The following is a 26,242-nucleotide window of genomic DNA, read 5'->3' on the forward strand; positions in this document are numbered from 1 at the left end:
AGCGGTGCCAGCCATCGCCGATTCGCCGCATCTAACCAACTGGCGGATAGCTTGAGTTTCGGCTGTCGGCGTGCAGCGGCCGTCTCCAGCACAGCAAGTTTCAGGGCCTGCTGCATGCGCGATGCATCACCGAACCGCGGAAGTCCTTGGCAGGACGCCGATTCGCTATTTCTTTCGTCGAGGGGGCCGCTGCTGCCAGGCATAGAAACCGCCACGTAATCCCCGCAGCAGCCGGCGCTTCGGTGCTACGAGATAGCGACCGACCAGCGCCAGCCGTCCTCCGTGCATTCCAACCGCGACTCTAGCTCCAGCCGGTCCAGGAACGCTTTGTCATGGGATACCACCAGCAGCGCCCCCCGATATTGCCGCAGCAGGTTTTCCAGCGCCTCGCGGGACGGAAGGTCGAGGTGGTTGTCTGGCTCATCCAGGAGCAGCAGCTGCGCCGGATGCTCGGCGTAGAGCTCGCAGGCCAGCGCCGCCTTCAGCCGCTCGCCGCCACTGAGCAGACCGCTGGGCAGCCCGACCCGGGCCGCCGGCAAACCCAGTTGTGCGAGCCGGGTGCGCAGCACCGAAGGGTCCGCCAGGCGATTGCGCTCCTGCAGCAGGTCCAGCACCGAGCGCTCGGGCGACAGCGCGACAAGATGCTGATCGAGATAGGCGCTGCGCACCCTCACTTCGCAGGAACCCGCAGCGGGACCGAGCACGCCCGCGATCACCTTGAGCAGGGTCGACTTGCCGCTGCCGTTGCGTCCGGTGACTGCCACGCGGCGCGGGCCGTTCAACTGCAGATCGAGTGGCGCGGCATTGCCGAACGGCAGACGCACTGCCTCCAGCAGCAACACACCACGAGATTCTGGCAACTCGCAGTCCGGCGCGTTCAGCGCCACCGGGGCGTCTTCGGATAACTGTCCGCCAGCCTCGCGCACCTCGCGTGCCAGCCGTTCCCGCCGCTCATCATGCTGCGTGACCAGGCGCGCGATGCTGGTCTGGCTACGTTCCTTCTGTCGGTCGACGAGGATCTTCGCCTGGTTGGCTTGTTTCGCCTCCTTGCGCCCCTTCGCCTGGCGGTGCTCCTGTCGCTCGCGCTGCTCCCGCATGGCTTGCTGCTGGCGATCACGCTCCAGCTTGCGCCGCTGCAACTCCCGCTCGGCATTGTCCTGCTCCTGCTGGCGTACCTCGCGATAGAAGGCGTAGCCGCCGGAGTAACTGCGGAGGCCGGCCGACGACAGTTCGACGATGCGCTGCATATCGTCCAGCAGCAGACGATCATGGCTGATCAGGATCAGGCCGCCGCGCCAGCGCCGTAGCTGATCGCGCAGGGCCTCGCGGCCGGCGCTGTCGAGGTGGTTGCTCGGTTCGTCGAGGATCAGCCAGTCTGCGTCGCTGAGCCAGGCGCCGAGCAGCGCCACTCGTGTGCATTCGCCGCCGCTGAGGCGTGACGCAGGTGTGTCCGGCTGCAGATGGGCGAGCCCGGCCTCGGCCAGTTCGGCCTCGAGGCGGGCGCGGATATCCCAATGTCCGTCGAGGCATTCGAAGTCAACGGGATCGACACCACCGGCCTCGACACGCGTCAGCGCGTCCAGCAGCGGCTGCACGCCCGCCAGCTCCGCGACGCAGCGGAACGCCCGCGGCTCGATGCGCTGCGGCAAGTAATGCACCGGCCCGGACGCCAGACAGCGGCCGGCGCTGGCGACCAACTCGCCGGCCATGATCCGCGCCAGCACGGACTTGCCCGCGCCATTTCGCCCAACCAGCGCGGTGCGGCGGTCGTCGAAGTTTTCGTTAAGGTCGCTCAGCAACGGCTCGCCGCTGGGCAATTGGAAGGAGACGCCTTGCAGCGCCAGGGTGAACAGGCTCGTCATGCGCAATACCAGAGTGATGCCGGAAGTCCCCCGGGAACGGGCCAGGGAAAGAAACGGGCCGTGAAACCACGGCGGCATCAATTGCGCATCGGACGAACACCTCGCGAAGGGGGGATGAGGGGCGCAGTATAGCGCGCACGCAGTGATCTTTTAGGAACGAGCTTGCTCGCGAACCCGCCCCACCACGCCGTCGGAGGACAATCGGTTCGCGAGCAAGCTCGCTCCTACGAAAAGCGGGTCAGCTTCGCGGCCCATGATTGCGCTGGAAAGTCTCCTCCCCCATCGCCGCGATCTGCCCTTCGATCAGCGCATCGAACGGGCGCAGCAGGTCGGCATGGGACTGCGGCGCATCCAGCGCATCGAGTGCCTGCACCACCGCCTCGATGGTCGACAGCGCACCTTCGGCAGGCGCCTTGCGCAGGCGGTAGCGCGAGGTCAGCCCTTCCGGCAGCACGACTCTCGGCAGCGCTGCGAGGTTCCGGTTGAGGTGCAGCAACTTGCGCGCCTTGCGCCAGGTGCCGTCGGGCACCACCAGCAGGCGCGGCTTATCCACAGGCTGCGCAACCAGCTCGGCCAGCGCCACGGCGGATTCGCCGGGGAACAGCAGCCAGGCGTCCCAGGCGGATAGGTCGAGGCCGCTGAAATCCTCTCCCACTATCAGCTCCGCGTTGGCCAGTCCAAGCGCCGCCAAGCGCGCGGTGTTCAGCGCATGCCCGACTTCGTTCGGATGCTGCAGCAGGAGCACGCGGGTGCGGTTGTCCAGGCGCGGGATCAGCGCGCACAGGCAGTGGTCCAGCGGGCGCTCGCAGCGCGGACAGCGAGCGCGGCTCACGACTGGCTCGGCTGGGTGCGCAGCAGGTCGCGGAAGTTCTGGATCAGCGGCTCGCGGGATCGGCCGCGACGCAGGATCAGCGAAAACGGTGCCTGGTAACCGAAGGTCGCCGGCAGCAGCGCGCGCAGGCGGCCCTGTTCTACCCAGGGGTGCGCGTAGTGCTCGGGCAGGTAGCCGATGTAGCCGCCGGAGAGAATCAGGATCAGCTGCGCCTCCATACTCTCCACGGTGCCGGCGCTGTGCTTGAAGCCGTGCCGCGCCAGTTCCGCCTGGCTCCAGTAGCCACGGCCGACCATGCGCTGCTGGGTGATCAGTTCGGCAGGAATGCGCCGGCCGTCGAACAGCGGATGGCGGTCGCTGCAGTACAGCCAGTGCTGCTCTCTATAGAGAGGCTGGTAGACCAGGCCGTTCATCCGGCTGAAGAAGGAACCGATGGCCAGGTCCAGGCGATTATCCAGCACCGCCAGTTGCAGCTCGTAGGGGCTCTGCACCTGAAGATGCAGGTGCACCGCCGGGTGCAGGCCGCTGAAGGAGCCGATCACGTCGGCCAGCGGCAGCGCCGGGTCGCTCACGGTGGAGTCCAATACGCCCAGGTTCAAGGTGCCGCGCAGTTCGCCCTTCAAGGTCGCTGCGTAGCGCTCGAAGCCTTCCAGTTCGCCGAGGATGCGCAGGGTTTCCTGATGGAACAGCTCGCCCTTGCTGGTCAGCCCGAAGCCGCCCCGGCCGCGGTGGCAGAGTACGATGCCCAGCTGATTCTCCAACTGGCTCATGTAGGTACTGATCGCCGAGGTCGACAGATTCAACTCCTGCTGGGCGGCGGCGAAACCCTGGCTGCGCACCACGCAGGCAAAAATCCGCAGCAGTTTGACGTCGGGCAGTGCGCTCGCGCTCATGAAGTCTCCGCAAAACCGCGGCCGGGCCGCTCTAGTTCAGTAGTTTCTGCACCTGAAAACAGAGGATAGAAAGCCAGCTATCTATCCAGGAACCGCAGGCCACAAGCTCGGCGGGCCGTCCGCTGCGGCAAGGTGGCGCAGTCTAGCCGCCCCGATTAGTTTAGAAAACTCTGAAGTGATTATTTGTAGCCAGCGATTTTTTCTACTACCCCGGCTGATGAGAATCCGGTCTCAGTATTCAACAAGCCTGTTTCCACGAAGACAGCGATCAGCCTGAGGCCCTTCCCATGGACAAGAAACTTCACCAGCCCCTGGGCGGCAATGAAATGCCGCGTTTCGGCGGCATCGCCACCATGATGCGCCTGCCGCATATCCAGTCCCCCGAAGAGCTCAACGAGCTGGACGCCGCCTTCGTCGGCGTGCCCCTGGACATCGGCACCTCCCTGCGCTCGGGCACCCGTTTCGGGCCGCGCGAAATCCGCGCCGAGTCGGTGATGATCCGTCCGTACAACATGGCCACCGGCGCTGCGCCGTTCGATTCGCTGAACATCGCCGACATCGGTGACGTGGCGATCAACACCTTCAACCTGATGGAAGCGGTGCGCATCATCGAGGAGGCTTACGACAAGATCCTCGACCACGGCATCCTCCCGCTGACCCTGGGCGGCGACCACACCATCACCCTGCCGATCCTGCGTGCCATCCACAAGAAGCACGGCAAGGTCGGCCTGGTGCACATCGACGCCCACGCCGATGTGAACGACCACATGTTCGGCGAGAAGATCGCCCACGGCACCACCTTCCGCCGCGCGGTGGAAGAAGGCCTGCTGGACTGCGACCGCGTGGTGCAGATCGGGCTGCGTGCGCAGGGCTACACCGCCGAAGACTTCAACTGGAGCCGCAAGCAGGGCTTCCGCGTGGTGCAGGCCGAAGAGTGCTGGCACAAGTCGCTGGAACCGCTGATGGCCGAAGTCCGCGAGAAAGTCGGCGGCGGCCCGGTGTACCTGTCCTTCGACATCGACGGCATCGACCCGGCCTGGGCGCCCGGTACCGGTACCCCGGAAATCGGCGGCCTGACCACCATCCAGGCGATCGAGATCGTCCGTGGCTGCCAAGGCCTGGACATCATTGGCTGCGACCTGGTCGAGGTCTCCCCGCCCTACGACACCACCGGCAACACCTCGTTGCTCGGCGCCAACCTGCTGTACGAAATGCTCTGCATCCTCCCGGGCGTAGAGCGCCGCTGAGCGCACGAGCACTTACATGAATAACGACGCCTGCGTAGCACAGGTGCTGGAGGCTGCCCGCGATCTCGTGGCAGCCTTCGCGCGCACCGACACCGAAGCCTACTTCGCCGCCTTCAGCGAAGACGCCAGCTTCATCTTCCACACCTGGCCGCAGCCGCTGCTGTCGCGCGCGGCTTACCGCGAGGTGTGGGAAGGCTGGTTGCGTGACGATGGCTTCGAGGTCCTTGACTGCCTTTCGAGCAACACCTTTGTGAGCCTGCAGGGCGAAGACGTGGCCGTGTTCTGCCACGACGTCGCCACGCGGCTGCGCATCCAGGGAGAGGAAAGCCTGAACCACGAACGGGAGACCATCGTCTTCCGCCGTGATCCGAAACTGGGCCGCTGGCTGGCCACACACGAGCACCTGTCACCGTCTCCGACGCCATAAAGACAGGGCTCCCCGGGAGGAAGTCATGGATAACAACAACAAAGCACACGCAATCACAACGATCGAGACATTCGGGGTCGAACAGATCCCGGACAACGAACGCAACGCCACGCCCACCGACCTGTTCCGCATGATCTTCGGTGGCGCCAACACCTTCGCCACCGCCGTGCTGGGCAGCTTCCCGGTGCTGTTCGGGCTGTCGTTCCAGGCTGGCGTCTGGGCCATCGTGCTCGGCGTGCTGGTCGGTTCGATCATCCTCGCGCCCATGGGCCTGTTCGGCCCGCTAAACGGCACCAACAACGCGGTCTCCTCGGGCGCCCACTTCGGCGTACACGGGCGGATCGTCGGCTCGTTCCTGTCGCTGCTCACCGCCGTCGCCTTCTTCTCCCTCTCCGTTTGGAGCTCGGGCGATGCGCTGATCGGTGGCGCCAAGCGCCTGTTCGATCTGCCGGAAACCGACCTGACCCTGGGTCTGGCCTATGGCCTGTTCGCCGTGCTGGTGCTGATCGTCTGCATCTACGGCTTCCGCTTCATGCTGATGGTCAACAAGATCGCCGTGTGGGCCGCCAGCCTGCTGTTCCTGCTCGGCCTGTTCGCCTTCGCCGGTCCCTTCGACGCTGGCTACGCCGGCACCGTGCAGATGGGCAGCGAAGGTTTCTGGGCCGCCTTCATCGGCGCCGCCCTGCTGGCCATGAGCAACCCGGTATCCTTCGGCGCCTTCCTCGGCGACTGGGCGCGCTACATCCCGCGCCAGACCTCGCAGAAGCGCATCATGCTGGCGGTGATCCTCGCCCAGCTGGCGACCCTGATCCCGTTCCTGTTCGGCCTGGCCACCGCCACCATCGTTGCGGTCAACGCCCCGGACTACATCGCGCAGAACAACTACGTCGGCGGCCTGCTGGCCGTGTCGCCGAGCTGGTTCTTCCTGCCCGTGTGCCTGATCGCGGTGATCGGCGGCATGTCTACCGGCACCACCTCGCTGTACGGCACCGGCCTGGACATGTCCAGCGTGTTCCCGCGCCTGCTCAACCGCGTGCAGGCCACCCTGCTGATCGGCCTGCTGTCCATCGCCTTCATCTTCATCGGTCGCTTCGCCGCGAACCTGGTGCAGAGCGTGTCCACCTTCGCCGTGCTGATCATCACCTGCACCAGTCCCTGGATGGTGATCATGATCCTCGGCCTGATCATCCGCCGCGGCTTCTACCACGCCGATGACCTGCAGGTGTTCACCCGTGGCCAGGAAGGCGGCGCCTACTGGTTCCACAACGGCTGGAACTGGCGTGGCATGGGTGCGTGGATTCCGAGTGCGGCCATGGGCCTGTGCTTCGTCAACCTGCCGGGCCAGTTCGTCGGCCCGCTGGGCAACCTGGCCGGCGGTATCGACATCAGCCTGCCGGTGACCCTCGGCATGGCCGCCCTGCTCTACATCGCCCTGCTGCGCAGCTTCCCCGAACCCGCTGGCGTCTACGGCCCCAAGGGCCCGCGCTGGGTTGCCAGCCATGACCGTCCGGTACGCAGCATCAGCGAGCCGACGGCCTGATCCAGGCTTCGCTGCCTGGCGAAGCGTTTGACCCCAAAGCCCCCATCGGACCGGTTGCCACCGGTCCGATGGCCTACCGCACGCCACGAGCGCGCGGCAACAATGACAATGCAAGTGTGAGGAACCAACCATGGCGTTAGATCTGATCGTCGTACTGATATATGCCGCCGGCATGTTATGGCTGGGCTGGTACGGCATGCGCCGCGCCAAGACCCACGAGGACTACCTCGTCGCCGGCCGCAATCTCGGCCCGTCGTTCTACATGGGCACCATGGCGGCTACCGTCCTGGGCGGCGCCTCCACCGTGGGTACCGTGCGCCTGGGCTACGTCCATGGCATCTCTGGTTTCTGGCTGTGCGCGGCACTGGGCGCCGGCATCATCGCGCTGAACCTGTTCCTCGCCAAACCGCTGCTCAAGCTGCGCATCTTCACCGTCACCCAGGTCCTGGAGCGCCGCTACAACCCAATGGCCCGCCAGGCTTCGGCGGTGATCATGTTCGCCTACGCCCTGATGATCGGCGTGGTCTCCACCCTGGCCATCGGCACCGTGATGCAGGTCCTGTTCGGCCTGCCGTTCTGGGTATCCGTGCTGCTGGGCGGCGGTGTCGTGGTGATCTACTCCACCATTGGCGGTATGTGGTCCCTGACCCTGACTGACATCGTGCAGTTCATCATCAAGACCGTCGGCCTGATGTTCATCCTGCTGCCGATCTGCCTGTACCGCGTGGGCGGCTGGGACGAACTGGTAGCGAAGCTGCCGGCGACCGCCTTCAGCTTCCACACCATCGGCTACGACACCATCATCACCTACTTCCTGATCTACTTCTTCGGCATCCTGATCGGCCAGGACATCTGGCAGCGTGTGTTTACCGCCCGCGACGAGAAGGTCACCAAGTACGCCGGCACCGCCGCGGGCGTGTACTGCGTGATCTACGGCCTGGTCGGCGCGCTGATCGGCATGTGCGCCAAGGTCCTGCTGCCTGACCTGGACAACGTCAACAACGCCTTCGCCGCCATCGTCAGCGCCGCCCTGCCGGACGGTATCCGTGGCCTGGTGATCGCTGCGGCCTTGGCCGCGATGATGTCCACCGCCAGCGCCGGCCTGCTCGCCGCCTCCACCACCATCACCGAAGACCTGCTGCCGATCTTCACCGGCCAGCGCTCCACCCGCCTGAGCCTGAACCGCCTCTGCACCCTGATCACCGGTGTCGTGGTCCTGGCCATCGCCCTGCTGGTGAACGACGTGCTCAGCGCCCTGACCCTGGCGTACAACCTGCTGGTGGGCGGCATGCTGATCCCGCTGATCGGCGCCATCTACTGGAAGCGCGCCACCACCGCCGGCGCCATCACCAGCATGGCTCTGGGCTTCATCACCGCACTGGTATTCATGCTCAAGGATGGTTTCGACGCGAACACCCCGATCTACTACAGCCTGGCCATCGGCCTGGTCAGCTTCATCGTCGTCAGCCTGCTGTCGCCGCGCCCGGCGCCGGTAGCCAACGCGGCCTGATAAGAACGTGCGCTAGGCAAGAGGGCGCGGCGAGATGATCTCCGCGCCCTTTTGCATCATGACCTCACCCACGAATAGTAAGGAACTGCCATGACCACCTGCGGCGAATTCCTCGTCAAGCAACTCGAAGCCTGGGGCGTCGATACCGTCTTCGGCATCCCCGGCGTACACACCGTCGAGCTGTACCGCGGCCTGCCCCACAGCGGCATCCGCCACATCACCCCGCGCCACGAACAGGGCGCCGGCTTCATGGCCGACGGCTACGCGCGCGTCACCGGCAAGCCGGGCACCTGCTTCATCATCACCGGCCCGGGCATGACCAACATCCTCACCGCCATGGGCCAGGCCTACGCCGACTCCATTCCCATGCTGGTGATCTCGAGCGTCAACGAGCGCTCGCGCCTCGCCCACGGCAACGGCTACCTGCACGAGCTGCCGAACCAGCGCGCCATGGTTGCCGGCGTCAGCGCCTTCAGTCATACCCTGATGAGCGTCGACGAACTGCCGGCCGTGCTGGCCCGCGCCTTCGCCGTGTTCGACAGCGAGCGCCCGCGCCCGGTGCACATCGAGCTGCCGCTGGACATCATCACCGCCCCGGCCGACCACATGCAGGTGCTGCCGCGCGTCCAACTGGCCCGCCCGGCCCCGGCCCGCTCGCCGCTGCATGAAGCCGCCGCCAAGCTGGCCAAGGCGCAGAAACCGCTGCTGCTGCTCGGTGGCGGCTGCGTCGCCGCCCAGGCAGAAGCCCGCGCCCTGGCCATCGCGCTGGACGCACCGACCGCACAGACCATCAACGCCAAGGGCCTGCTGCAGCCGGACCACCCGCTGCTGATCGGCAGCAACCAGTCGCTGATCCCGGTCCGTGAACTCGCGCTGGAAGCCGACGTGGTGCTGGCCATCGGCACCGAGCTGGGTGAGACCGACTATGACGTGGTGTTCGACGGCAACTTCAAGATCGGCGGCGAGCTGATCCGCATCGATATCGATCCGCAGCAGCTGATGCGCAACTTCGCGCCGACCATCGCCATCCAGGCCGACGCCCGCACCGCCATGCGCGCCCTGCTGGAACTGCTGCCGGCCCGCGAGGCCGACGCTACCAGCCCCGGCGCCCAGCGCGCGGCCAAGGTGCGTGCGCAACTGGCCGAGGACTTCAGCGGCTGGGCACACTACCGCACCCTGTTCGACAAGATCCTCGAAGTGCTGCCCGACGCCCGCTTCGTCGGCGACTCGACCCAGACCGTCTACAGCGGCAACCACCTGGTGGAGCTGGACGGCGGTCGTCGCTGGTTCAACGCCTCCACTGGCTACGGCACCCTGGGCTACGGCCTGCCGGCCGCCATTGGCGCCAAGCTCGGTGAGCCGGGCCGCCCGGTGATCAGCCTGATGGGCGACGGTGGCCTGCAGTTCACCATGACCGAACTGGCCAGCGCCGTGGAAGCCAAGGTGGGCATCGTCGTGCTGCTGTGGAACAACCACGGCTACGGCGAGATCAAGCGCTACATGGAACGCCGCGACATCACCCCGCTGGGCGTGGACATCTACACCCCGGACTTCCTCGCCATCGCCAGGGGCTTCGGCTGTGCCGCCGAGCGCGCCCGCGACCACGACCACCTGCAGGAGCTGCTGCGCACCGCGCCGAGCGATCGCCCGCTGATCGTGGAAGTGATGGAAGCGGCGCCGTTCGCGCCGTAATCAGCGCACCGGGAAGTCCTGCAGGAGCGAGCTTGCTCGCGAACCGCCCAACCCGGGAAGTGTTCGCGAGCAAGCTCGCTCCTACGAAGAGCTCCAGCACGCCGGGCTTGGCCCTGGCGCCAACGAATGGCACGGTGTACCGGCGTACAACTGCAAACGGTTTTACGCCCTACGCTCAGCACGACAAGGCGCGAATCCATGAAGATTGTCACCCGTGACCGCTGGTTCGAGGTCCGCCACTGCTACGACGGCGTCAGCCTGATCCACGAGCCCTACGTCCGCCCCTTCTACCGCTGCAACATGTGGCACATCCAGGGCCGCGAGCGCGACGTGCTGGTGGACAGCGGCTCCGGCCTGGTCAGCCTGCGCGAGCAACTGCCCTGGCTCACCGACCGTCCGCTGCTGGCGGTGGCCAGCCACACGCACTTCGACCACATCGCCGGCCACCACGAGTTCGACGAGCGCCTGGTGCACCCGGCCGAAGCCGACATCCTCGCCAGCCCTGACGGCGAGCGCACCCTGGCCACCGCCTTCGTCGGCGACGAGATGTTCGACGCGCACCCGGACTGCCCGCTGTGCTACGCCGAATATCGCGTCAAGGCCGCGCCGGCGACCCGCACCATCGAGGAAGGCGACGTGCTCGACCTCGGCGACCGCACCCTGCAGGTACTGCACACTCCCGGTCACTCGCCGGGCGGCATCAGCCTGTGGGAAGAGAAGACGCAGACGCTGTTCTCCGGCGACATCATCTACGACGGCCCGCTGATCGAGGATGCCTACCACTCCAACCTCGACGACTACGCCGCGAGCCTGGCGCGCCTGCGCGAGCTGCCGGTGCGTACCGTGCATGGCGGGCACTTCGACAGCTTCTCCGGGGAACGGCTGAAGGTGATGATCGACGACTGGTTCAAGGCCCACGAATAACGGGCAATCCGTGAAGAACCAAAACAAAAAACCCGCCAGCTGGCGGGTTTTCCTTTTGCGATGGGCGGGGCGCGATCAGTAGCGCCGGCGCAGCTCCATCAGGCGACGTTGCTCGTCGCTGCGGATGGGGATGGGTTGCAGACGTGGAGGCTCGATCAGGCCGAGCGTGACACCGAGTTTCCACGCAATGCTTTGCAGCCAGACTTTCATGGAATGCCTCCTTGTACGAATTCAGGTCGGGCGGCCCGTTACCACCATGGGCCGCCCTAGGAAGAATAGCCCGGCGTCCCACTCTCCGCCCGTGCCACTCACTCCTTGATACAAAGCCTATCGTCTTCCCTCGGCGCAGCGCCTGACCTGAATCAAGAGCGCGACATTTCCCCCATCAGCGGCGAAGCATCCGCCGGATCCACTGCTCGCTGCTTACCAGCGTGATGCCCGCCAGCACCAGCACGGCGCCCGCGACGAAATTCAGGGTCAGCGGCTCGCCGAGAATCAGCACGCCGAAAGCGATGCCGAACATCGGCGTCATGAAGGAAAACACCGCCAGGTTCGACGCCAGGTAGCGGCGCAGCAGCCAGAACCAGGTGAAGTAGCTGAAGAACGACACCACCAGCCCCTGGAACAGCACGCTGCCCACGCCGATGGCGGTGAAGCTGACGTCATGGGTCTTGCCCAGCGCCAGCGCGGCGAAGGGCAGCAGCAGTGCGGCGATCAGCAGCTGGTAGAACAGCGTGAGGATCGGCTTGGCCTCGGACAGCCGCGTAGTGCGAACCGCTACCGTGGTCATGCCCCAGGCGAAGCCGGCGAGCACGCCGAAGGCATCGCCCAGCAGCATGCGGCTGTCCATGCTGGCGAAGTCGAAGCCACCGCCGAAACACATCGCGATGCCACCAAAGCACACGCCGATCCCCAGCCACTGCAGCGGACGCAGGCGTTCGCTGGGCAGCAGGAAATGCAGCGCCAGCGCCGAGAAGATCGGCGCCGTGTAGATGAACACCGCCATATGCGAGGCCGACGTATAGACCAACCCCTGGGCGATGAAGAAGAACTCGGCGGCGAACAGCACGCCGGCCAGCAGCCCGCCCTTGAGCGTGCCCTGGCGCAGGAAGCCTTCCCAGCCGCCGCGCCAGCACATGATCAGGCCCACCGCCACCGCGGCCACCAGGTTGCGCCCGAAGGCCTGCATGATCGGCGCGATATCCGGCGCGGCCAGTTTCACCATCACCGCCTGGATGCCCCAGATCACGCAGAGGCCGGTCATGACCTGGATGGCGAAAGCGTCGGCGCCCTTGCGCTCGACGATATTGGTGGGCGTGTTCATGAACGCCTCCTTGCGAAGGCGTGTGCAACGTTCGGGCAGGTCATGGCAAGGCTCGGCAGTTCAACAAAAGCGGGAAGCCCAAATAGGAATCGGCGGACTTCCTCGAAGAAAGTCCGCCGATCATGCCAGCTAGCGTCCATTGGCTGCCAATGGAAAACCGCCGCTCGTACAGCTAAGCCAGCTCAGAGCGCCGCGAGCGACATTATTTCCCGGATTTCACCTGGGTCCAGGTGCGGGTACGGATGCGCTCCAGTTTCGGCGGCAGCATTTCCACCGAGAACAGCTTGGCCTGCACGTCCGCCGGCGGGTAGACGTTGGGGTTGTCGTGCAGCTCCTTGGAGATCAGCCCGTCCGCCGCCTGGTTGGGGTTGGCGTAGGCGACGTAGTCGGAGATCGGCGCGACCACTTCCGGGCGCAGCAGGTAATTGAGGAAGGCGTGGGCCTGCTCGACGTTCTTCGAGTCCTTCGGAATCGCCAGCACGTCGAACCAGGCAGCGGCGCCTTCCTTGGGAATGCGGTACTCGATGTGGATGCCGTTGCCCGCCTCCTTGGCCCGGTTGGCCGCCTGCATCGCGCCGCCGGACCACGCCAGGGCCACGCAGACGTCGCCGTTGGCGAGATCGGTGACGAACTTCGAGGAGCTGAAGTAGGTGATGTTCGGGCGCAGCTTCGCCAGCAGTTCCTCGGCCTTCTTATAGTCGTCCGGGTTGTGGCTGTTGGGCGAAAGGCCCAGGTAATGCAGGACCTGCGGGATCACCTCGGTGGGCGAGTCGAGGAAGGCCACGCCACAGGATTTCAGCTTGGCGAGGTTTTCCGGCTTGAACACCAGGTCCCAGGAGTCCACCGGCGCGTTGTCGCCGAGCACGGCCTTGACCTTGTCGACGTTGTAGGCGATGCCATTGGTGCCCCACATGTAGGGCATCACGTACTGGTTGCCCGGGTCCTTGCTCTCCAGCACCTTGAGCAGTGCGGGATTGAGATTCTTCCAGTTCGGCAACTTGCTCTTGTCCAGCGGCTGGAACACGCCTGCCTTGAGGTAGTTGGGGAGGAAGCTGTCGCTGGGCACGACCACGTCATAGCCCGAATGCCCGGAAAGCAGCTTGGCTTCCAGCACTTCGTTGCTGTCGTAGACGTCGTACTGCGGCTTGATGCCGGTCTCGCCCTGGAAGCCCTTGAGGGTGTCCGGGCCGATGTAGTCGAACCAGTTGTAGATGCGCACTTGCGGCTCAGCGATGGCAACGCTGGCCGTGACGAGGGTGGCGGCGGCGAGCAGGCCGCGCAGCGCGGTATTCTTGTTCATGTCCTTCCCCAGCTGGATGCGCTCGCGCAAAAGGTTGCGAGCAATGAAATGCAATCGGGCGGATTCTCATCCGCCCGATTCGTCTTATCAGCGCGCAGCGCCTTCGTAGCCCTGCAGCACGTTCACCGCGTTGACGCCGATGGCCTCCACCGCGTAACCGCCTTCCATGATGAACAGGGTCGGAATACCCAGTGCGGCGATGCGCTCGCCCATCTTCAGGTAGTCCGGGCTGTCCAGCTTGAACTCGGAAATCGGGTCGTCCTTATACGTATCCACGCCCAGCGATACAACCACCGCGTCCGGCGCGTAGTCGGCGATCTTCCGGCAAGCGTCGTCCAGTGCAGCGAACCAGCCATCCCAGCCGGTGCCATGGGGCAGCGGGTAGTTATGGTTGTAGCCCTCGCCGGCACCTTCGCCGTGCTCGTTGGCGTGACCGAGGAAGTACGGGTACTCCACCAGCGGGTCGCCATGGATCGAGGCAAACAGTACGTCGTTGCGGCGGTAGAAGATATCCTGGGTGCCGTTGCCGTGGTGGTAGTCCACGTCGAGGATGGCCACACGCTTGGCACCCTGGTCGAGGAAGGCCTGGCTGACGATGGCGGCGTTGTTCAGGAAGCAGTAACCGCCCATGAAGTCGCTGCCGGCGTGGTGGCCCGGCGGACGGCACAGGGCAAAGGCAGTGCTTGCGCCCTGGCGCATGTGGTCCTGGGCAGTCAGCGCGACCTGGGCCGAGCTGTACACGGCCTGCCAGGTGCCGGCGGTGATCGGCGCCTCGGTGTCGAAGCTGTAGTGTCCCACTTCGCCCATCAGCGCAGTCGGGATCGGACCGTCACGCAGCAGGCGGCGCCCCGGGAAGGTGGTGGAAACCAGGTCGCCGGTATGGCCTTCGGCCGCCCAGCGGGCCCAGGCGCCCTTGAGGAATTCGACGTAGCGGGTGTTGTGCGCGCGCAGGATCGGCTCCATGCCGAAGTCCTTGGGCTCGATGATTTCGCCCAGGTTCTGCGACTTCACGCGGGCCAGCACGGTGTCCGCGCGGCTGGGCATCTCGAAGCAGGGCTGGAGTTTGCCGTCGACCAGTTCGGACTGGCCGAAATGCAGTCGGTGATCATCGCTGTACACGGTAAGCATGGGAGTACCCTCTGAAGGATTCTTGTTGTCCGGTGACGGGAATTCTGCCCAGCGACCGCGCCGCACAGAACAGCGGAAGCGGCCAAAAGGGGATCGATGTGGCCAGAATTTCTGACCCTTAACCATCTGTATGCGTTGATTATCCACTTTCGCCCGACAAAGACCCACCGCAGCGGCGCTATGCTCAGGGAATTGTCCGGGCGCAAGGCCGGTCGAACATCATCAAGCGTTTTGACCACAGGATGGGGGAAGATGCGGGAGACCTTCGTACGCGCCTGCAGCCGTATGCTGCTGATGCTGACCTTGTCGCTGGCCGGCGTTGGCGCCGTGCTGGCGGACGAACCGACCGACGTCCAGGCCGGCGATTCCATCCAGCTGCCGGACCTGCCCGAGGATGCGGGCGTCGAGCAGCTCAGCGCCCGCCTCGAACTGATCCGCCAGCGCGTTTCGGCCGACAGCGACGATGGCCTGCTGTCGAACCTGCGGCAGTCCGCGCTGGCCGTTCAGGCCCGTGCTGAGCAGAACGCCACCGACATCGGCACGGCCCTGTCGCGCACCGAGGACCAGCTCAAGGTGCTCGGCCCGGTCACGCCCAACGAGGCCGAAAGCCTGACCCGGCAGCGCAATGACCTGACGAATGCCCAGAAGGACCTGCAGAAGCAGCTGGAACGCGCCAACCAGCTGGATCGCAACGCCCAGGATCTCGCCGCACAGATCGTCAACCTGCGCCGCAGCCAGTTCAATTCGCAGATCGCCACGCGCTACCCGCCGCCGCTGAGCCCCAGCTTCTGGTCGAACCTGATCCGCCCGACCGACGACGACCTGACACGCCTGCAATCCATGCGCGCGCAGATCGGCGACGCCTTCGCCACGGTCTGGCAGCCCGAGCACCGTCCCCCCTTCATCGCCAGCCTGCTCGTCGCCCTGCTGCTGTGGATTCCCGGCCGCCGCCTGCTGGAACAACTGCTGACCAAGGCGATGATCCGCTGGATTCCGGTCGGTCGCCTGCGCCGCAGCGCCCTGGCGGTGGCGGTCGGCCTGGCCACTATCCTCACCCTCGGTGGCGGCGCCACGGTGATCCACGAGGGCATGAACTGGCACGAGCAGCTCAGCGGCAACATGGAAAACCTGGGCGACCAGATGCTTTCGCTGGTGATCTTCTGCACCTTCACCGCCGGCCTCGGTCGTGCGCTGCTGGCCGTGCAGCGGCCATCCTGGCGACTGCCCGACCTGCCCGACCCGGTCGCCACCGCACTATCTCCGTTCCCCTGGCTGATGGCCTGGATGCTGCTGGTGCTCGGCACGCTGGACCGCATCAACAACTCCAGCGGCGCCAGCCTCGCCCTGACCGTGGCGGTCAACGGCCTCACCGCCCTGGCGACCGCCGTGCTGTACGGCATTGCGCTGTATCGCTATCGCGTCGCCCGCCGCGAGGCAGAAGGCCACGAGACCTCGCCGCTGGCCGGTATCCTGGTGTTCGCGATGCTGATCACGGTGCTGCTGATCGTGCTGGCACTGGCCACCGGCTATCTATCACTGGCGTACTTTTTTGCTGGCAAGCTGCTCTGGGCCAGCGTGGTGTGCGCCACCGGCTACCTGCTGACGAGCCTGTTCGTCGACCTCTGCGAGGTACTGCTGTCGCCCCGCCAGCCCATCGGCCAGCGGCTCGCGGAGAACCTGGGTGTCGATCCGCGCCACCAGGCACAGTTCGCCACCCTGCTGACCGGCGCCGGGCGCACCCTGCTGGTGCTGTCCACCTTGCTGATCGCCTTCTCCACCTCCGGCACCAGCCCCGGCGAACTGCTCCAGGGCCTGGTGCAGCTGGTGGAAAGCGGCCAGTCGCTGGGGCGTCTGAACATCGTTCCGCAGGACATCCTGCTGGCCCTGGGCACCCTGGCCGCCGGCCTGTTCGGCCTGCGCCTGCTCAAGCGCTGGCTGGCTGACGAGTTGCTGCCGGAAACCCGCATGGACGCCGGCATGCGCGCCTCGCTGGTGACCCTGGTGGGCTACATCGGCATGGTCATCCTGGTGCTGCTGGTGCTCTCGGCGCTGCGCATCAACCTCACCAGCCTGACCTGGGTGGTCAGCGCCCTGTCGGTGGGTATCGGTTTCGGCCTGCAGGCCATCGTGCAGAACTTCATCTCCGGCCTGATCCTGCTCACCGAGCGTCCGGTGAAGGTGGGCGACTGGGTCAGCCTGACCGGCGGCGTGGAGGGCGATATCCGGCGGATCAACGTGCGCGCCACGGAAATCCAGATGTCCGACCAGTCCACGGTGATCGTGCCGAACTCCCAGTTCATCTCGCAGAACGTGCGCAACGTGACCATGGGCAGCGCGCTGGGCGTGGTCGGAATCAACCTCACCCTGCCGCTGGACACCGACGTGCAGAAGGTCCGCGAACTGATGCTCAAGGCTTACAGCGAACACGAGAACATCGTCGAGACCCCGGCCCCTTCGGTGACCTTCAAGGACCTGAGCGCCACCGGCCTGACCCTGGCCGCCTCGGGCAACGTCAGCAGCCCGCGCGCGGTGTACTCGACCAAGAGCGACCTGCTGTTCACCCTCTTCAGCGACCTGCGCGAGGCCGGTATCAGCCTTAGCACTCCGCAGAACCTGATCCTGCAACGGCCGCAACTGGCTCGCAAGGAGCCAGCCGACGAGGCACTTGCACCGCAAGTCGGCGACGACACCGGGTCGAACCCACCGCCGTAGAATGTAGGGGTTACGCCGGCAGGGCAGCCGCCTCGCCGGCCTTCGCGCAACAGTCCCGCGCGGGAGTTTCCGTTGCGCCCGCAGCGTCCTGTGCCCGCCTTTGGCCGGCGCCCGTCGCGGCACCCGGCACTGCCGCCTGCCGCCTTCCTTCCTCGGTTGCCGCCGGGCCTCCCCGCGGCTGCGCACGGGAGATCGCGCGATGGACGAAGCCAGACTCAACGAATTCATGGGCAAGCTGGTCACCGACATGGGTGGCGCGGCGATGCTCGCCAACATCATCCTGGGCGAAGAACTGGGCCTCTACAAAGCCATGGCCGACGGCCAGTGGCTAAGCCCGGCGCAACTGGCCGAACGCAGCGGCTGCAATGCCCGCCTGCTGCGCGAATGGCTCAGCGCCCACGCAGCCTCCGGCTACATGGAGCACCAGGACGGCAACTTCCGCCTGCCCGAGGAACAGGCCATGGCGCTGGCCATCGAGGACTCGCCGGTGTACGTCGCCGGCGGCGCGTCGGTGGTCGCCGCGCTCTACCACGACAAAGACAAGCTGGTCGCCGCCATGCGAGGCGACGGCGCCCTGGCCTGGGGCGATCACCACCCGTGCATGTTCTCCGGCACCGAGAAGTTCTTCCGCCCCGGCTACCGCGCGCACCTGGTGGCCGAGTGGCTGCCGGCCCTGGACGAAGTGGTCGGCAAGCTCGAACGCGGCGCGCGGGTCGCCGATGTCGGTTGCGGCCACGGTGCCTCCACCATCGTCATGGCGCAGTCCTTCCCGGCCTCGAACTTCGTCGGCTTCGACTACCACCAGCCGTCCATCGAGGTGGCCAACCAGCGCGCCGACCAGGCCGACGTCGCCGCGCGCGCCAGCTTCCAGCGCGCCAGCGCCAAGGACTACCCGGGCAACGACTACGACCTGATCTGCTTCTTCGACTGCCTGCACGACATGGGCGACCCGGTGGGCGCCGCGCAACACGCTCGCCAGGCACTGAAGGCGGACGGCACGGTGCTGTTGGTGGAACCCTTCGCCAATGACCACCTGGACGACAACCAGAACCCGGTCGGCCGGCTGTTCTATGCCGCCTCGACCTTCATCTGCACGCCCAATTCGCTGTCCCAGGAAGTCGGGCTGGGGCTGGGTGCACAAGCCGGCGAAGCGCGGCTGCGCAAGGTATTCGAAGAGGCCGGCTTCAGCCGCTTCCGCCGCGCGGCGCAAACGCCGTTCAACCTGATCCTCGAAGCCCGCCCGTAACGCCTCCCCGATCAGCTACAGCGCCCGGAATACGGGCGCTGTACCACGGAAGCAATTCGTCATTTGGACGTCATCAATTCGTTATGTGGCCCGTTGAAACTCGCAGGCTTTCAACCCAGGGAAGCCCCCAAGATGTTCAATAAAAAGACTGCCAACAAAGCTGCATCTCTCGCTGTGCTCGTCGCCGCCCTCGCCGGCTGCGCCGCTCAGGCTCCGGTCGCCAGCAAGGAAGCCTCCCCCAACAACGACGACTGGTACCTGGTCCGCACCGACGAGACCCTCTACCTGTTCGATGACGCCACCGTTTACCGGGACTACATCGTGACCGGCAAGACCACCTACACCAAGGAAGTCGGCGAGAAGGACAAGTTCGGCCAGAACGTCGTGCTGGTCGTGCGTGCCGAAGACAAGGACAAGGACGCGAAGAAGATCGCCTCCTACCAGTTCTACAAGCAGAGCCTGCCGCCGGCGGCCGGCTTCTACGGCGAAATCCGCCAGGAAGGCGTGATCTACGTGGCCCAGCGCTACGGCGACATGATCGACATGAACGGCCTGGGCGAACCGATCTTCCGCCACACCGAAATCGCCAGCGGCCCCAATGGCGAGCGCGTGGTGTACCTGATGCAGAAGGAAGAGAAGAAGCCGGTCGGGCTGATCGCCCGCTTCCAGAAGATCTACGGCATCACTCCCGCCAAGGGCTGATGACGAAAAAGCGCGCACTCCGGGGAGGGAGTGCGCGCTTTTGGTCTTGACCGGCGCCGCAATGGCGCGGGTATCCGCTAGCTGGAGGGCTCCAGCTGCACGGTGGGAATCGTCTTCGGCACCTCGATGCCCCAGTCGCCGTACTGGTACCAGTCATCGCCGAGCATTTCGGCCGGGTGCATGGTGCGGTCCGCGCCGTTGCCGCAGGCCAGGTTGGTTGCCGGGCAATATCGGTCGCAGCCCCAGCAGATGCGCTCCGGGTGCGGCGGATTGAGGGGGAATTTCTTGGCCATGGTCAGGCCCTCGGGCTTCCTCGTGGGACTCCTGAAGGCTATGCCTGTCAGACCGACCTGAGCCTTGATCCGCGACAATTCCGCGCGCAATTCCTGCGCGGTGCTTGGTGCGCGAATATTTATGCTCGGCTCTCTATGCACGGAAGTGGCTCGGCGGCTGGCCGCTCCAGCGCTGGAAGGCGTGGCGCAGGCTGGCGGTCTCGCTGAAGCCCAGTTCCTCGGCGATGCGGTAGATCGGCATGTCGCCGTCCTGCAGCAGTTCCTTGGCGCGGGCGAAGCGCAGCTCGTCGAGCAGTTGCTGGTAGCTGGTCTGCTGTTGTTGCAGGTGGCGGCGCAGGCTGCGCGAGGAACAGTTCAGGCGCCGTGCCAGTTCCTCCAGGCCCGGCGGCTCCTGCAGGCGCTCGCCGAGGATCGCACGCACCTTGTCCAGCCAGGCACGGCGCGCCGCCAGGTCGATGTTCTGGCGGCGGCATTGTTCGAGCATCTCGCGGTGAGTCACCGCGTCGGCCAGCGGCAAGCGCATGTCCAGCCAGCTAGCGGGGAAGCCGATGGCGCTGCGCGCGCAATCGAACTCCAGCTGGCAGCCGAACAGCGTGGCATAGGCTGCGCGGCGGTCGGCCGGGCCGGCGTAGTCGAATTCGGCGCGCACCAGCGGCAGCGGCTGGCCGAGCAGGTCGGCGCAAGCCACCTTCAGCGAGCCCAGGCACAGCTCGGTGTTGAACGGGCGCATCTCCTCCTCTTCGCCGTAGCCGGTGGCGACCAGCCAGGCCATGTCGCCTTCCACTTCCAGCGCGAGGTGGAAGTACGTACCCAGCAACACCGGGTAACTCAGCCCGATGCGCAGCGCTTCGCCCAGGGTCGGCGCGGAGATCAGCGCATAACCCAGAAGGCCGTAGGCGGTGATCCGCGTGCGCACACCCAGGCGCAGGCCAAGTGCCGGTTCGCCAGCGAGGTTCTGCACATTGCCGAAGACCTGCTGCTCCTGCCAGGGGCTGACCAGCCGGCGCAGGTCGAGCAGATCGTCGCCGGTGATGCCGCTGCCCTCGAGGATGGACTCGCGGCTGTGCCCCTCGGACTCCATCAGCGCGACGGTCAGCGAGGTCATGTGCAGGGAGTTGAGCCAGGTGGAGCGGGAGAAGGTCAGAGGATTCATTCGATGCCCATCGTAGACGCTACGGCGCGCCAGCGGATGTTACCGCGGCTGGCGCAGGTCTGGGGGAGGCAAGATGCGTGCCGGCCACCTGGCGTGGCCGTATCGATCCCCACGGGCGGGGCTTGCGAGCCCGGACGGGAAATTTTCCGCCGGCTGCAGGGTTACCTTTGCGGACGCCAGGACGGTGCGGATGCACCGTCCTGGCGCTCGACCCTGTGTAGCTCAACCACGCGAGAGGAAGCGCATGCCCTCTTCCAGGCCGCTCAGGGTCAGCGGGAACATCTGCTCCTTCACCAGCTCGCGCACGAGGCCCGTGGAAGCGGTGTAGTTCCAGGTGTCCTTCGGGTACGGGTTGATCCAGATGAGCTTCTTGTACTTCTCCATGAAGCGCTGCATCCACACGTAGCCGGCTTCCTCGTTCCAGTGCTCGACGCTGCCGCCGGCCTGGGTGATCTCGTACGGAGCCATGGCGGCGTCGCCGACGAACACCACCTTGTAGTCCGGCCCATACTTGTGCAGCAGGTCGAAGGTGGAGGTACGTTCGCTCCCGCGACGCAGATTGTTCTTCCACACCGACTCGTAGATGAAGTTGTGGAAGTAGAAGTACTCCAGGTGCTTGAACTCGGTCTTGCAGGCCGAGAACAGTTCCTCGCAGACCTTCACATGGGCGTCCATGGAGCCGCCGATATCCAGCAGCAGCAACAGCTTCACGGTGTTGCGGCGCTCGGGACGCATCTGGATGTTGAGCAGCCCGGCATCCTTGGCGGTGTGGTCGATGGTGCCGTCGATGTCCAGCTCTTCCGCCGCGCCTTCGCGGGCGAACTTGCGCAGGCGGCGCAGGGCGATCTTGATGTTGCGCGTGCCCAGCTCAACCTGGTCGTCGAGGTTCTTGTACTCGCGCTGGTCCCACACCTTGGCAGCCTTGCCCTGGCGCTTGCCAGCGTCGCCGACGCGGATACCCTCGGGGTTGAAGCCGCCAGAGCCGAACGGGCTGGTGCCGCCGGTGCCGATCCACTTGTTGCCGCCAGCGTGGCGTTCCTTCTGCTCTTCCAGGCGTTTCTTGAACTCCTCGATGAGCTTGTCCAGGCCGCCGAGCGACTGGATCTGCGCGCGCTCCTCGTCGGTCAGCAGGCGCTCGAACTCCTTGCGCAGCCACTCTTCGGGGATCAGCGCCTTGAGATGGTCGTCGAGCTTTTCCAGGCCCTTGAAGTAGGCGCCGAAGGCCCGGTCGAACTTATCGAAGTGGCGCTCGTCCTTCACCATGATGGTGCGGGCGAGGTAGTAGAACTCGTCCATGTCGGCGAACACGACGCGGTGCTTGAGCGCATCGATCAGGTCGAGCAGCTCGCGCACCGACACCGGCACCTTGGCCGCGCGCATTTCGTTGAACAGGTTGAGCAGCATGGATATGCCCTCACAGAAAATCGGACAGTCCCCTCCCCCATTGGGAGAGGGTCAGGGTGAGGGGGAAACACGGCGCGGTGGCCATGCCCTCACCCCTGCCCTCTCCCAGAGGGAGAGGGGGAAAAGCCAGAACATCAGCGACTGGCGCGACGGCTCATGAACGCCAGGCGTTCCAACAGCTGCACGTCCTGCTCGTTCTTCACCAGCGCGCCAGCCAGCGGCGGGATGGCCTTGGTCGGATCGCGCTCGCGCAGCACCGCTTCGCCAATGTTGTCGGCCATCAGCAGCTTCAGCCAGTCCACCAGCTCGGAAGTGGAGGGTTTCTTCTTCAGGCCCGGCACCTTGCGCACGTCGAAGAAGATGTCCAGCGCTTCGCTGACCAGCGTGCCGCTGATCTTCGGGTAGTGCACGTCGACGATCTTCTGCAGGGTCTCGCGGTCGGGGAAGGCGATGTAGTGGAAGAAGCAGCGGCGCAGGAAGGCGTCCGGCAGTTCCTTCTCGTTGTTGGAGGTGATGATGATGATCGGGCGCTGTTTGGCCTTGATGGTCTCATTGGTCTCGTAAACGAAGAACTCCATCTTGTCGAGTTCCTGCAACAGGTCGTTGGGGAACTCGATGTCGGCCTTATCGATCTCGTCGATCAGCAGGATCACGCGCTCCTCGGCCTCGAAGGCCTCCCAGAGCTTGCCCTTCTTGATGTAGTTGCGCACGTCGTGGACCTTGTCCACGCCCAACTGCGAGTCGCGCAGGCGGCTGACCGCGTCATACTCGTAGAGGCCCTGGTGGGCCTTGGTGGTGGACTTGATGTGCCAGGTGATCAGCTTGGCACCGAAGGACTCCGCCAACTGCTCGGCGAGCATGGTCTTGCCGGTGCCCGGCTCGCCTTTCACCAGCAGCGGGCGCTGCAGGGTGATGGCGGCGTTGACCGCCAGCTTGAGGTCGTCGGTGGCGACGTAGGACTGGGTGCCTTCGAACTTCATCGGTGAATCCTCGAACGGTAGCGGCCGGGGAAGACCCGGGCGGAAATGTGCGTTTGGGAGACTGCGACTATAACGCGCATGGCGCTCGACTGTGAACGCAGGACGGGCATTCAGTCACTGAATGCCCAGTCACCCTCGGTCCAGCCACGCACGGCATCGGCGACGGCCTGCGGTTTCCAGTGGAGCCCGACTCCGGCGGCGCCGCGCCCATCCTTATGCCGGTTCTGCGTCTGGACTGGAAGGCGGGCTGGGAATAGGCTTTCTGATCACCTTCGAGCGACAAGGACTCTCATCATGAGCCGCATCTACGCAGACAACGCGCAGTCCATCGGCAATACGCCGCTGGTCCAGATCAACCGCATCGCCCCGCGCGGCGTCACCATCCTGGCCAAGATCGAAGGGCGCAACCCGGGCTACTCGGTGAAGTGCCGGATCGGCGCCAACATGATCTGGGATGCCGAGTCCGGCGGCCGCCTGAAGTCGGGCATGACCATCGTCGAGCCGACCTCCGGCAACACCGGCATCGGCCTTGCCTTCGTCGCCGCCGCCCGTGGCTACAAGCTGATCCTCACCATGCCCTCCTCCATGAGCCTGGAACGCCGCAAGGTGCTCAAGGCCCTGGGCGCCGAGATCGTCCTGACCGAACCGGCCAAGGGCATGAAGGGCGCCATTGCCAAAGCCGAGGAAATCCTCGCCAGCGACCCGGCGAAGTACTTCATGCCGGCGCAGTTCGACAACCCGGCCAACCCGGCGATCCACGAGAAGACCACCGGCCCGGAAATCTGGAACGACACCGATGGCGCGGTGGACGTACTGGTGGCCGGCGTCGGCACCGGCGGCACCATCACCGGTGTATCGCGCTACATCAAGAACACCAAGGGCAAGCCGATCCTCTCGGTGGCCGTCGAGCCGGTCACCTCGCCGGTGATCAGCCAGGCCCTGGCCGGCGAAGAGATCAAGCCCAGCCCGCACAAGATCCAGGGCATCGGCGCCGGCTTCGTGCCGAAGAACCTCGATCTGTCGCTGGTCGACCGCGTCGCCACCATCGCCGACGAAGACGCCAAGAACATGGCCCTGCGCCTGATGCAGGAAGAAGGCATCCTCTGCGGTATCTCCAGCGGTGCCGCCATGGCTGCCGCGGTCAAGCTCGCCGAAGAGCCGAACATGCAGGGCAAGACCATTGTCGTGGTGCTGCCGGACTCGGGCGAGCGCTACCTCTCCACCATGCTCTTCGACGGCCTGTTCGAGGACCAGGAACTGGTCCAGTAAGCTCTATTGCGCCCCTCTGCGGGGCGGATTCCTACCTGCCGTTCCGAATCGGTGCGGCTCGGGTCACATGCGCTGTCTGCGGACCCGCAGGCAGCCATGGCCCCTCGCCATGTTCCGGCAAAATGGTTAATTCTTGCGCAGCCCGCGACGAAGCGTCGCCCATCTTTCGCGGATGGCCCGGGCTTTCCGCACCGTTGTCAGGAACACAAGAATGAAAATTTCCGCCCCGTTGCTCTCCACCCTTGCTCTCTCCCTTTCCGTTGCCGCCGGCGCCGCCCAGGCCGACAGCGTGAAGATCTACAACTGGTCCGACTACATCGCCCCGGACACCGTGCCGACCTTCACCAAGGAAACCGGCATCCAGGCGACCTACGACGTCTACGACAGCAACGAGACCCTCGATGGCAAGCTGATGACCGGCAAATCCGGTTACGACATCGTGGTGCCGTCGAACCACTTCATGGCCAAGCAGATCCAGGCCGGCGCGCTGAAGAAGCTGGACAAGAGCCAGCTGCCGAACTGGAAGAACCTCAACCCGGTGCTGATGAAGGCACTGGAAGTGAACGATCCGGGCAACGAGCACGGCTTCCCCTACCTGTGGGGCACCACCGGCATCGGCTACAACCCGGCCAAGATCAAGGAAGTGCTGGGCGACAACGCGCCGATCGACTCCTGGGACATCTTCTTCAAGCCCGAGTACATGGAGAAGCTGGCCAAGTGCGGCGTAGCGGTGCTGGACAACGGCCCGGAGCTGCTGCCGATCACCCTGAACTACCTGGGCCTGCCGCATCACAGCCAGAAGCTGGATGACTACAAGAAGGCCGAGGAAGCGCTGCTCAAGGTGCGTCCGTACATCCGCTACTTCCACTCCTCCAAGTATGTCAGCGACCTGGCCAACGGCGAGATCTGCGTGGCCGTCGGCTTCTCCGGCGACATCCTGCAGGCCGCTACCCGCGCCAAGGAAGCCAAGAACGGCGTGGAAATCCAGTACTCCACCCCGAAAGAAGGCTCGCCGCTGTGGTTCGACATGGTCGCCATGCCCAACGACGCGCCGGATGAGAAAGCTGCTTACGCCTTCATGAACTACCTGCTGCGCCCGGAAGTGATGGCAGGCGTGAGCAACTACGTGCACTACGCCAACGGCAACCTGGCTGCCGACCCGCTGGTGGACAAGGCAATCAAGGCGGACCCGGCGATCTATCCGCCGCAGGACAAGATGGCCAAGCTGTTTGCCCTCGAATCCATGCCGATGAAGATCGACCGCGTACGTACCCGTACCTGGAACACCATCAAGACCGGCAAGTAAGCGTCACCCTTGCCTGACAACGCGCGGCCCGGCCGCGCGTTGTCGTTTCTGTCGCTTGCACCGAGCCGGATTTCGCAGACAACGCCTGTTCGCATGAGAGATGCAGGCGGCAAGCTTCCTGTAGGAGCGAGCTTGCTCGCGAACGGGGCCCGCGACGAAATCGGTTCGCGAGCAAGCTCGCTCTTACGAAAGGCACCAGCCCACGAGCATCCTGCCTGCGCAAGCAATTTTGTCGCAGGAATCGCACTTTGCCGCACGACTTGCGCAGGGCTCGCCAGCGGCGATGCGGGCCGCTATAGTCAGTCCACGCAGCCCGGTAGCTGCCCACTGAACAGGTTCGCCTTCAATGTCCCGATACCCATTGCCCGATCCGGCAATCAACGTTGCAGCCTCCCCGGCCTGCGGCGCGGGTGCGGGCGCGGCCTGCCCTCCTCCGCCTCCTGTCGTCGCTGTCGCGTCGCCTCCGCCTCCCGGTGCGGCCTATCCGCCACCCGGCGT

The 26,242-nt window shown here is 65.4% G+C and carries 22 protein-coding genes; 11 read left to right on the top strand and 11 right to left on the bottom strand.

Annotated features, from left to right (window positions below):
• Positions 1-245: 245 nt before the first annotated feature.
• The 3 genes from ACIPK7_RS00930 to ACIPK7_RS00940 form a co-directional block, all read right to left on the bottom strand.
• Positions 246-1,862 carry an ABC-F family ATP-binding cassette domain-containing protein gene (locus ACIPK7_RS00930; RefSeq protein ID WP_401084511.1) on the bottom strand — a complete coding sequence of 539 codons (1,617 nt, stop codon included), beginning with the start codon at positions 1,860-1,862 and terminating at the stop codon, positions 246-248.
• Between the two features lie 238 nt (positions 1,863-2,100).
• Positions 2,101-2,694, bottom strand: coding sequence for a tRNA-uridine aminocarboxypropyltransferase (locus ACIPK7_RS00935; protein ID WP_401084513.1), 594 nt, complete (start codon positions 2,692-2,694; stop codon positions 2,101-2,103).
• Positions 2,691-3,587 carry a LysR family transcriptional regulator gene (locus ACIPK7_RS00940; RefSeq protein WP_192430348.1) on the bottom strand — a complete coding sequence of 299 codons (897 nt, stop codon included), beginning with the start codon at positions 3,585-3,587 and terminating at the stop codon, positions 2,691-2,693. The genes ACIPK7_RS00935 and ACIPK7_RS00940 overlap by 4 nt, the downstream gene beginning before the upstream one ends.
• 287 nt (positions 3,588-3,874) lie before the next feature.
• Here ACIPK7_RS00940 and speB point away from each other — a divergent pair, with 287 nt between their 5' ends.
• The 6 genes from speB (at position 3,875) to ACIPK7_RS00970 (ending at position 10,927) form a co-directional block, all read left to right on the top strand.
• A complete protein-coding gene (speB, locus tag ACIPK7_RS00945) occupies positions 3,875-4,834 on the top strand; it encodes an agmatinase (RefSeq protein WP_015476374.1) in 960 nt (319 codons plus the stop codon).
• A 16-nt stretch (positions 4,835-4,850) separates the two neighbouring features.
• Positions 4,851-5,261 carry a nuclear transport factor 2 family protein gene (locus ACIPK7_RS00950; RefSeq protein ID WP_192430349.1) on the top strand — a complete coding sequence of 137 codons (411 nt, stop codon included), beginning with the start codon at positions 4,851-4,853 and terminating at the stop codon, positions 5,259-5,261.
• A 25-nt stretch (positions 5,262-5,286) separates the two neighbouring features.
• Positions 5,287-6,801, top strand: a complete 1,515-nt coding sequence (locus ACIPK7_RS00955) for a cytosine permease (protein WP_192430350.1) — start codon at positions 5,287-5,289, stop codon at positions 6,799-6,801.
• Between the two features lie 130 nt (positions 6,802-6,931).
• Positions 6,932-8,311, top strand: a complete 1,380-nt coding sequence (locus ACIPK7_RS00960) for a sodium:solute symporter (protein ID WP_401084517.1) — start codon at positions 6,932-6,934, stop codon at positions 8,309-8,311.
• 90 nt (positions 8,312-8,401) lie between these two features.
• Complete coding sequence (locus ACIPK7_RS00965) at positions 8,402-10,003, top strand: 5-guanidino-2-oxopentanoate decarboxylase (protein ID WP_401084520.1); 1,602 nt, start codon at positions 8,402-8,404, stop codon at positions 10,001-10,003.
• Positions 10,004-10,201: 198 nt separating this feature from the next.
• The gene (locus tag ACIPK7_RS00970; RefSeq protein WP_401084523.1) at positions 10,202-10,927 is read left to right on the top strand and encodes an MBL fold metallo-hydrolase; all 726 of its coding nucleotides are present in this window, start codon (positions 10,202-10,204) and stop codon (positions 10,925-10,927) included.
• 75 nt (positions 10,928-11,002) lie between these two features.
• Here the strand turns inward: ACIPK7_RS00970 and ACIPK7_RS00975 are convergent, their stop codons facing one another.
• From ACIPK7_RS00975 to ACIPK7_RS00990, 4 genes are all read right to left on the bottom strand, one after another.
• Positions 11,003-11,137: a PA1414 family protein gene (locus tag ACIPK7_RS00975; protein ID WP_263866324.1), complete on the bottom strand. Its 135-nt coding sequence runs from the start codon at positions 11,135-11,137 to the stop codon at positions 11,003-11,005.
• 175 nt (positions 11,138-11,312) lie between these two features.
• Positions 11,313-12,251, bottom strand: a complete 939-nt coding sequence (locus ACIPK7_RS00980; RefSeq protein ID WP_401084526.1) for a DMT family transporter — start codon at positions 12,249-12,251, stop codon at positions 11,313-11,315.
• Between the two features lie 202 nt (positions 12,252-12,453).
• Positions 12,454-13,551 (bottom strand): extracellular solute-binding protein, encoded by a 1,098-nt coding sequence (locus tag ACIPK7_RS00985; RefSeq protein ID WP_401084529.1) that lies wholly within the window; start codon positions 13,549-13,551, stop codon positions 12,454-12,456.
• Between the two features lie 87 nt (positions 13,552-13,638).
• Complete coding sequence (locus tag ACIPK7_RS00990) at positions 13,639-14,679, bottom strand: histone deacetylase family protein (protein ID WP_205336798.1); 1,041 nt, start codon at positions 14,677-14,679, stop codon at positions 13,639-13,641.
• Positions 14,680-14,931: 252 nt separating this feature from the next.
• Between ACIPK7_RS00990 and ACIPK7_RS00995 the strand changes: the two genes are divergently transcribed.
• The 3 genes from ACIPK7_RS00995 (at position 14,932) to ACIPK7_RS01005 (ending at position 19,339) form a co-directional block, all read left to right on the top strand.
• Positions 14,932-17,391: a DUF3772 domain-containing protein gene (locus tag ACIPK7_RS00995; RefSeq protein ID WP_401084532.1), complete on the top strand. Its 2,460-nt coding sequence runs from the start codon at positions 14,932-14,934 to the stop codon at positions 17,389-17,391.
• A gap of 199 nt (positions 17,392-17,590) precedes the next feature.
• On the top strand, positions 17,591-18,637 hold the full coding sequence (locus ACIPK7_RS01000; RefSeq protein WP_192430358.1) for a class I SAM-dependent methyltransferase: 1,047 nt from the start codon (positions 17,591-17,593) through the stop codon (positions 18,635-18,637).
• Positions 18,638-18,769: 132 nt separating this feature from the next.
• Complete coding sequence (locus tag ACIPK7_RS01005) at positions 18,770-19,339, top strand: hypothetical protein (protein ID WP_401084535.1); 570 nt, start codon at positions 18,770-18,772, stop codon at positions 19,337-19,339.
• 77 nt (positions 19,340-19,416) lie between these two features.
• Here ACIPK7_RS01005 and ACIPK7_RS01010 read toward each other — a convergent pair whose 3' ends face one another.
• The 4 genes from ACIPK7_RS01010 to ACIPK7_RS01025 all read right to left on the bottom strand — a co-directional run bounded on the left by ACIPK7_RS01010 (position 19,417) and on the right by ACIPK7_RS01025 (position 23,169).
• The gene (locus ACIPK7_RS01010) at positions 19,417-19,632 is read right to left on the bottom strand and encodes a DUF3079 domain-containing protein (RefSeq protein WP_401084537.1); all 216 of its coding nucleotides are present in this window, start codon (positions 19,630-19,632) and stop codon (positions 19,417-19,419) included.
• A gap of 133 nt (positions 19,633-19,765) precedes the next feature.
• Entirely contained in the window at positions 19,766-20,785 is a 1,020-nt protein-coding gene (locus ACIPK7_RS01015) for an AraC family transcriptional regulator (RefSeq protein ID WP_192430361.1), read from the bottom strand.
• A 222-nt stretch (positions 20,786-21,007) separates the two neighbouring features.
• Positions 21,008-22,189, bottom strand: coding sequence for a VWA domain-containing protein (locus ACIPK7_RS01020; protein ID WP_184593066.1), 1,182 nt, complete (start codon positions 22,187-22,189; stop codon positions 21,008-21,010).
• A 134-nt stretch (positions 22,190-22,323) separates the two neighbouring features.
• Positions 22,324-23,169 (bottom strand): MoxR family ATPase, encoded by an 846-nt coding sequence (locus ACIPK7_RS01025; protein WP_015476360.1) that lies wholly within the window; start codon positions 23,167-23,169, stop codon positions 22,324-22,326.
• A gap of 294 nt (positions 23,170-23,463) precedes the next feature.
• Between ACIPK7_RS01025 and cysK the strand changes: the two genes are divergently transcribed.
• Both cysK and ACIPK7_RS01035 read left to right on the top strand, forming a co-directional pair.
• Complete coding sequence (gene cysK / locus ACIPK7_RS01030; protein WP_401084539.1) at positions 23,464-24,438, top strand: cysteine synthase A; 975 nt, start codon at positions 23,464-23,466, stop codon at positions 24,436-24,438.
• A gap of 211 nt (positions 24,439-24,649) precedes the next feature.
• Positions 24,650-25,744, top strand: coding sequence for a polyamine ABC transporter substrate-binding protein (locus ACIPK7_RS01035; protein ID WP_045212354.1), 1,095 nt, complete (start codon positions 24,650-24,652; stop codon positions 25,742-25,744).
• Positions 25,745-26,242: the final 498 nt, after the last annotated feature.

The organism is Pseudomonas sp. NPDC086581, from assembly GCF_044746165.1.
In the GTDB taxonomy this organism is placed as follows: domain Bacteria; phylum Pseudomonadota; class Gammaproteobacteria; order Pseudomonadales; family Pseudomonadaceae; genus Pseudomonas.

What these genes read in the sequence shown, in the direction of transcription:
- ACIPK7_RS01010 (WP_401084537.1), bottom strand. Translation starts at nt 19,632, where the DNA reads ATGGCCAAGAAATTCCCCCTCAATCCGCCGCACCCGGAGCGCATCTGC.
- ACIPK7_RS00985 (WP_401084529.1), bottom strand. Translation starts at nt 13,551, where the DNA reads ATGAACAAGAATACCGCGCTGCGCGGCCTGCTCGCCGCCGCCACCCTC.
- ACIPK7_RS00965 (WP_401084520.1), top strand. Translation starts at nt 8,402, where the DNA reads ATGACCACCTGCGGCGAATTCCTCGTCAAGCAACTCGAAGCCTGGGGC.
- ACIPK7_RS01025 (WP_015476360.1), bottom strand. Translation starts at nt 23,169, where the DNA reads ATGAAGTTCGAAGGCACCCAGTCCTACGTCGCCACCGACGACCTCAAG.
- ACIPK7_RS00980 (WP_401084526.1), bottom strand. Translation starts at nt 12,251, where the DNA reads ATGAACACGCCCACCAATATCGTCGAGCGCAAGGGCGCCGACGCTTTC.
- ACIPK7_RS01035 (WP_045212354.1), top strand. Translation starts at nt 24,650, where the DNA reads ATGAAAATTTCCGCCCCGTTGCTCTCCACCCTTGCTCTCTCCCTTTCC.
- ACIPK7_RS00975 (WP_263866324.1), bottom strand. Translation starts at nt 11,137, where the DNA reads ATGAAAGTCTGGCTGCAAAGCATTGCGTGGAAACTCGGTGTCACGCTC.
- ACIPK7_RS01015 (WP_192430361.1), bottom strand. Translation starts at nt 20,785, where the DNA reads ATGAATCCTCTGACCTTCTCCCGCTCCACCTGGCTCAACTCCCTGCAC.
- ACIPK7_RS01005 (WP_401084535.1), top strand. Translation starts at nt 18,770, where the DNA reads ATGTTCAATAAAAAGACTGCCAACAAAGCTGCATCTCTCGCTGTGCTC.
- ACIPK7_RS00930 (WP_401084511.1), bottom strand. Translation starts at nt 1,862, where the DNA reads ATGACGAGCCTGTTCACCCTGGCGCTGCAAGGCGTCTCCTTCCAATTG.
- ACIPK7_RS00940 (WP_192430348.1), bottom strand. Translation starts at nt 3,587, where the DNA reads ATGAGCGCGAGCGCACTGCCCGACGTCAAACTGCTGCGGATTTTTGCC.
- ACIPK7_RS00995 (WP_401084532.1), top strand. Translation starts at nt 14,932, where the DNA reads ATGCGGGAGACCTTCGTACGCGCCTGCAGCCGTATGCTGCTGATGCTG.
- speB (WP_015476374.1), top strand. Translation starts at nt 3,875, where the DNA reads ATGGACAAGAAACTTCACCAGCCCCTGGGCGGCAATGAAATGCCGCGT.
- ACIPK7_RS01000 (WP_192430358.1), top strand. Translation starts at nt 17,591, where the DNA reads ATGGACGAAGCCAGACTCAACGAATTCATGGGCAAGCTGGTCACCGAC.
- ACIPK7_RS01020 (WP_184593066.1), bottom strand. Translation starts at nt 22,189, where the DNA reads ATGCTGCTCAACCTGTTCAACGAAATGCGCGCGGCCAAGGTGCCGGTG.
- ACIPK7_RS00990 (WP_205336798.1), bottom strand. Translation starts at nt 14,679, where the DNA reads ATGCTTACCGTGTACAGCGATGATCACCGACTGCATTTCGGCCAGTCC.
- cysK (WP_401084539.1), top strand. Translation starts at nt 23,464, where the DNA reads ATGAGCCGCATCTACGCAGACAACGCGCAGTCCATCGGCAATACGCCG.
- ACIPK7_RS00955 (WP_192430350.1), top strand. Translation starts at nt 5,287, where the DNA reads ATGGATAACAACAACAAAGCACACGCAATCACAACGATCGAGACATTC.
- ACIPK7_RS00960 (WP_401084517.1), top strand. Translation starts at nt 6,932, where the DNA reads ATGGCGTTAGATCTGATCGTCGTACTGATATATGCCGCCGGCATGTTA.
- ACIPK7_RS00970 (WP_401084523.1), top strand. Translation starts at nt 10,202, where the DNA reads ATGAAGATTGTCACCCGTGACCGCTGGTTCGAGGTCCGCCACTGCTAC.
- ACIPK7_RS00950 (WP_192430349.1), top strand. Translation starts at nt 4,851, where the DNA reads ATGAATAACGACGCCTGCGTAGCACAGGTGCTGGAGGCTGCCCGCGAT.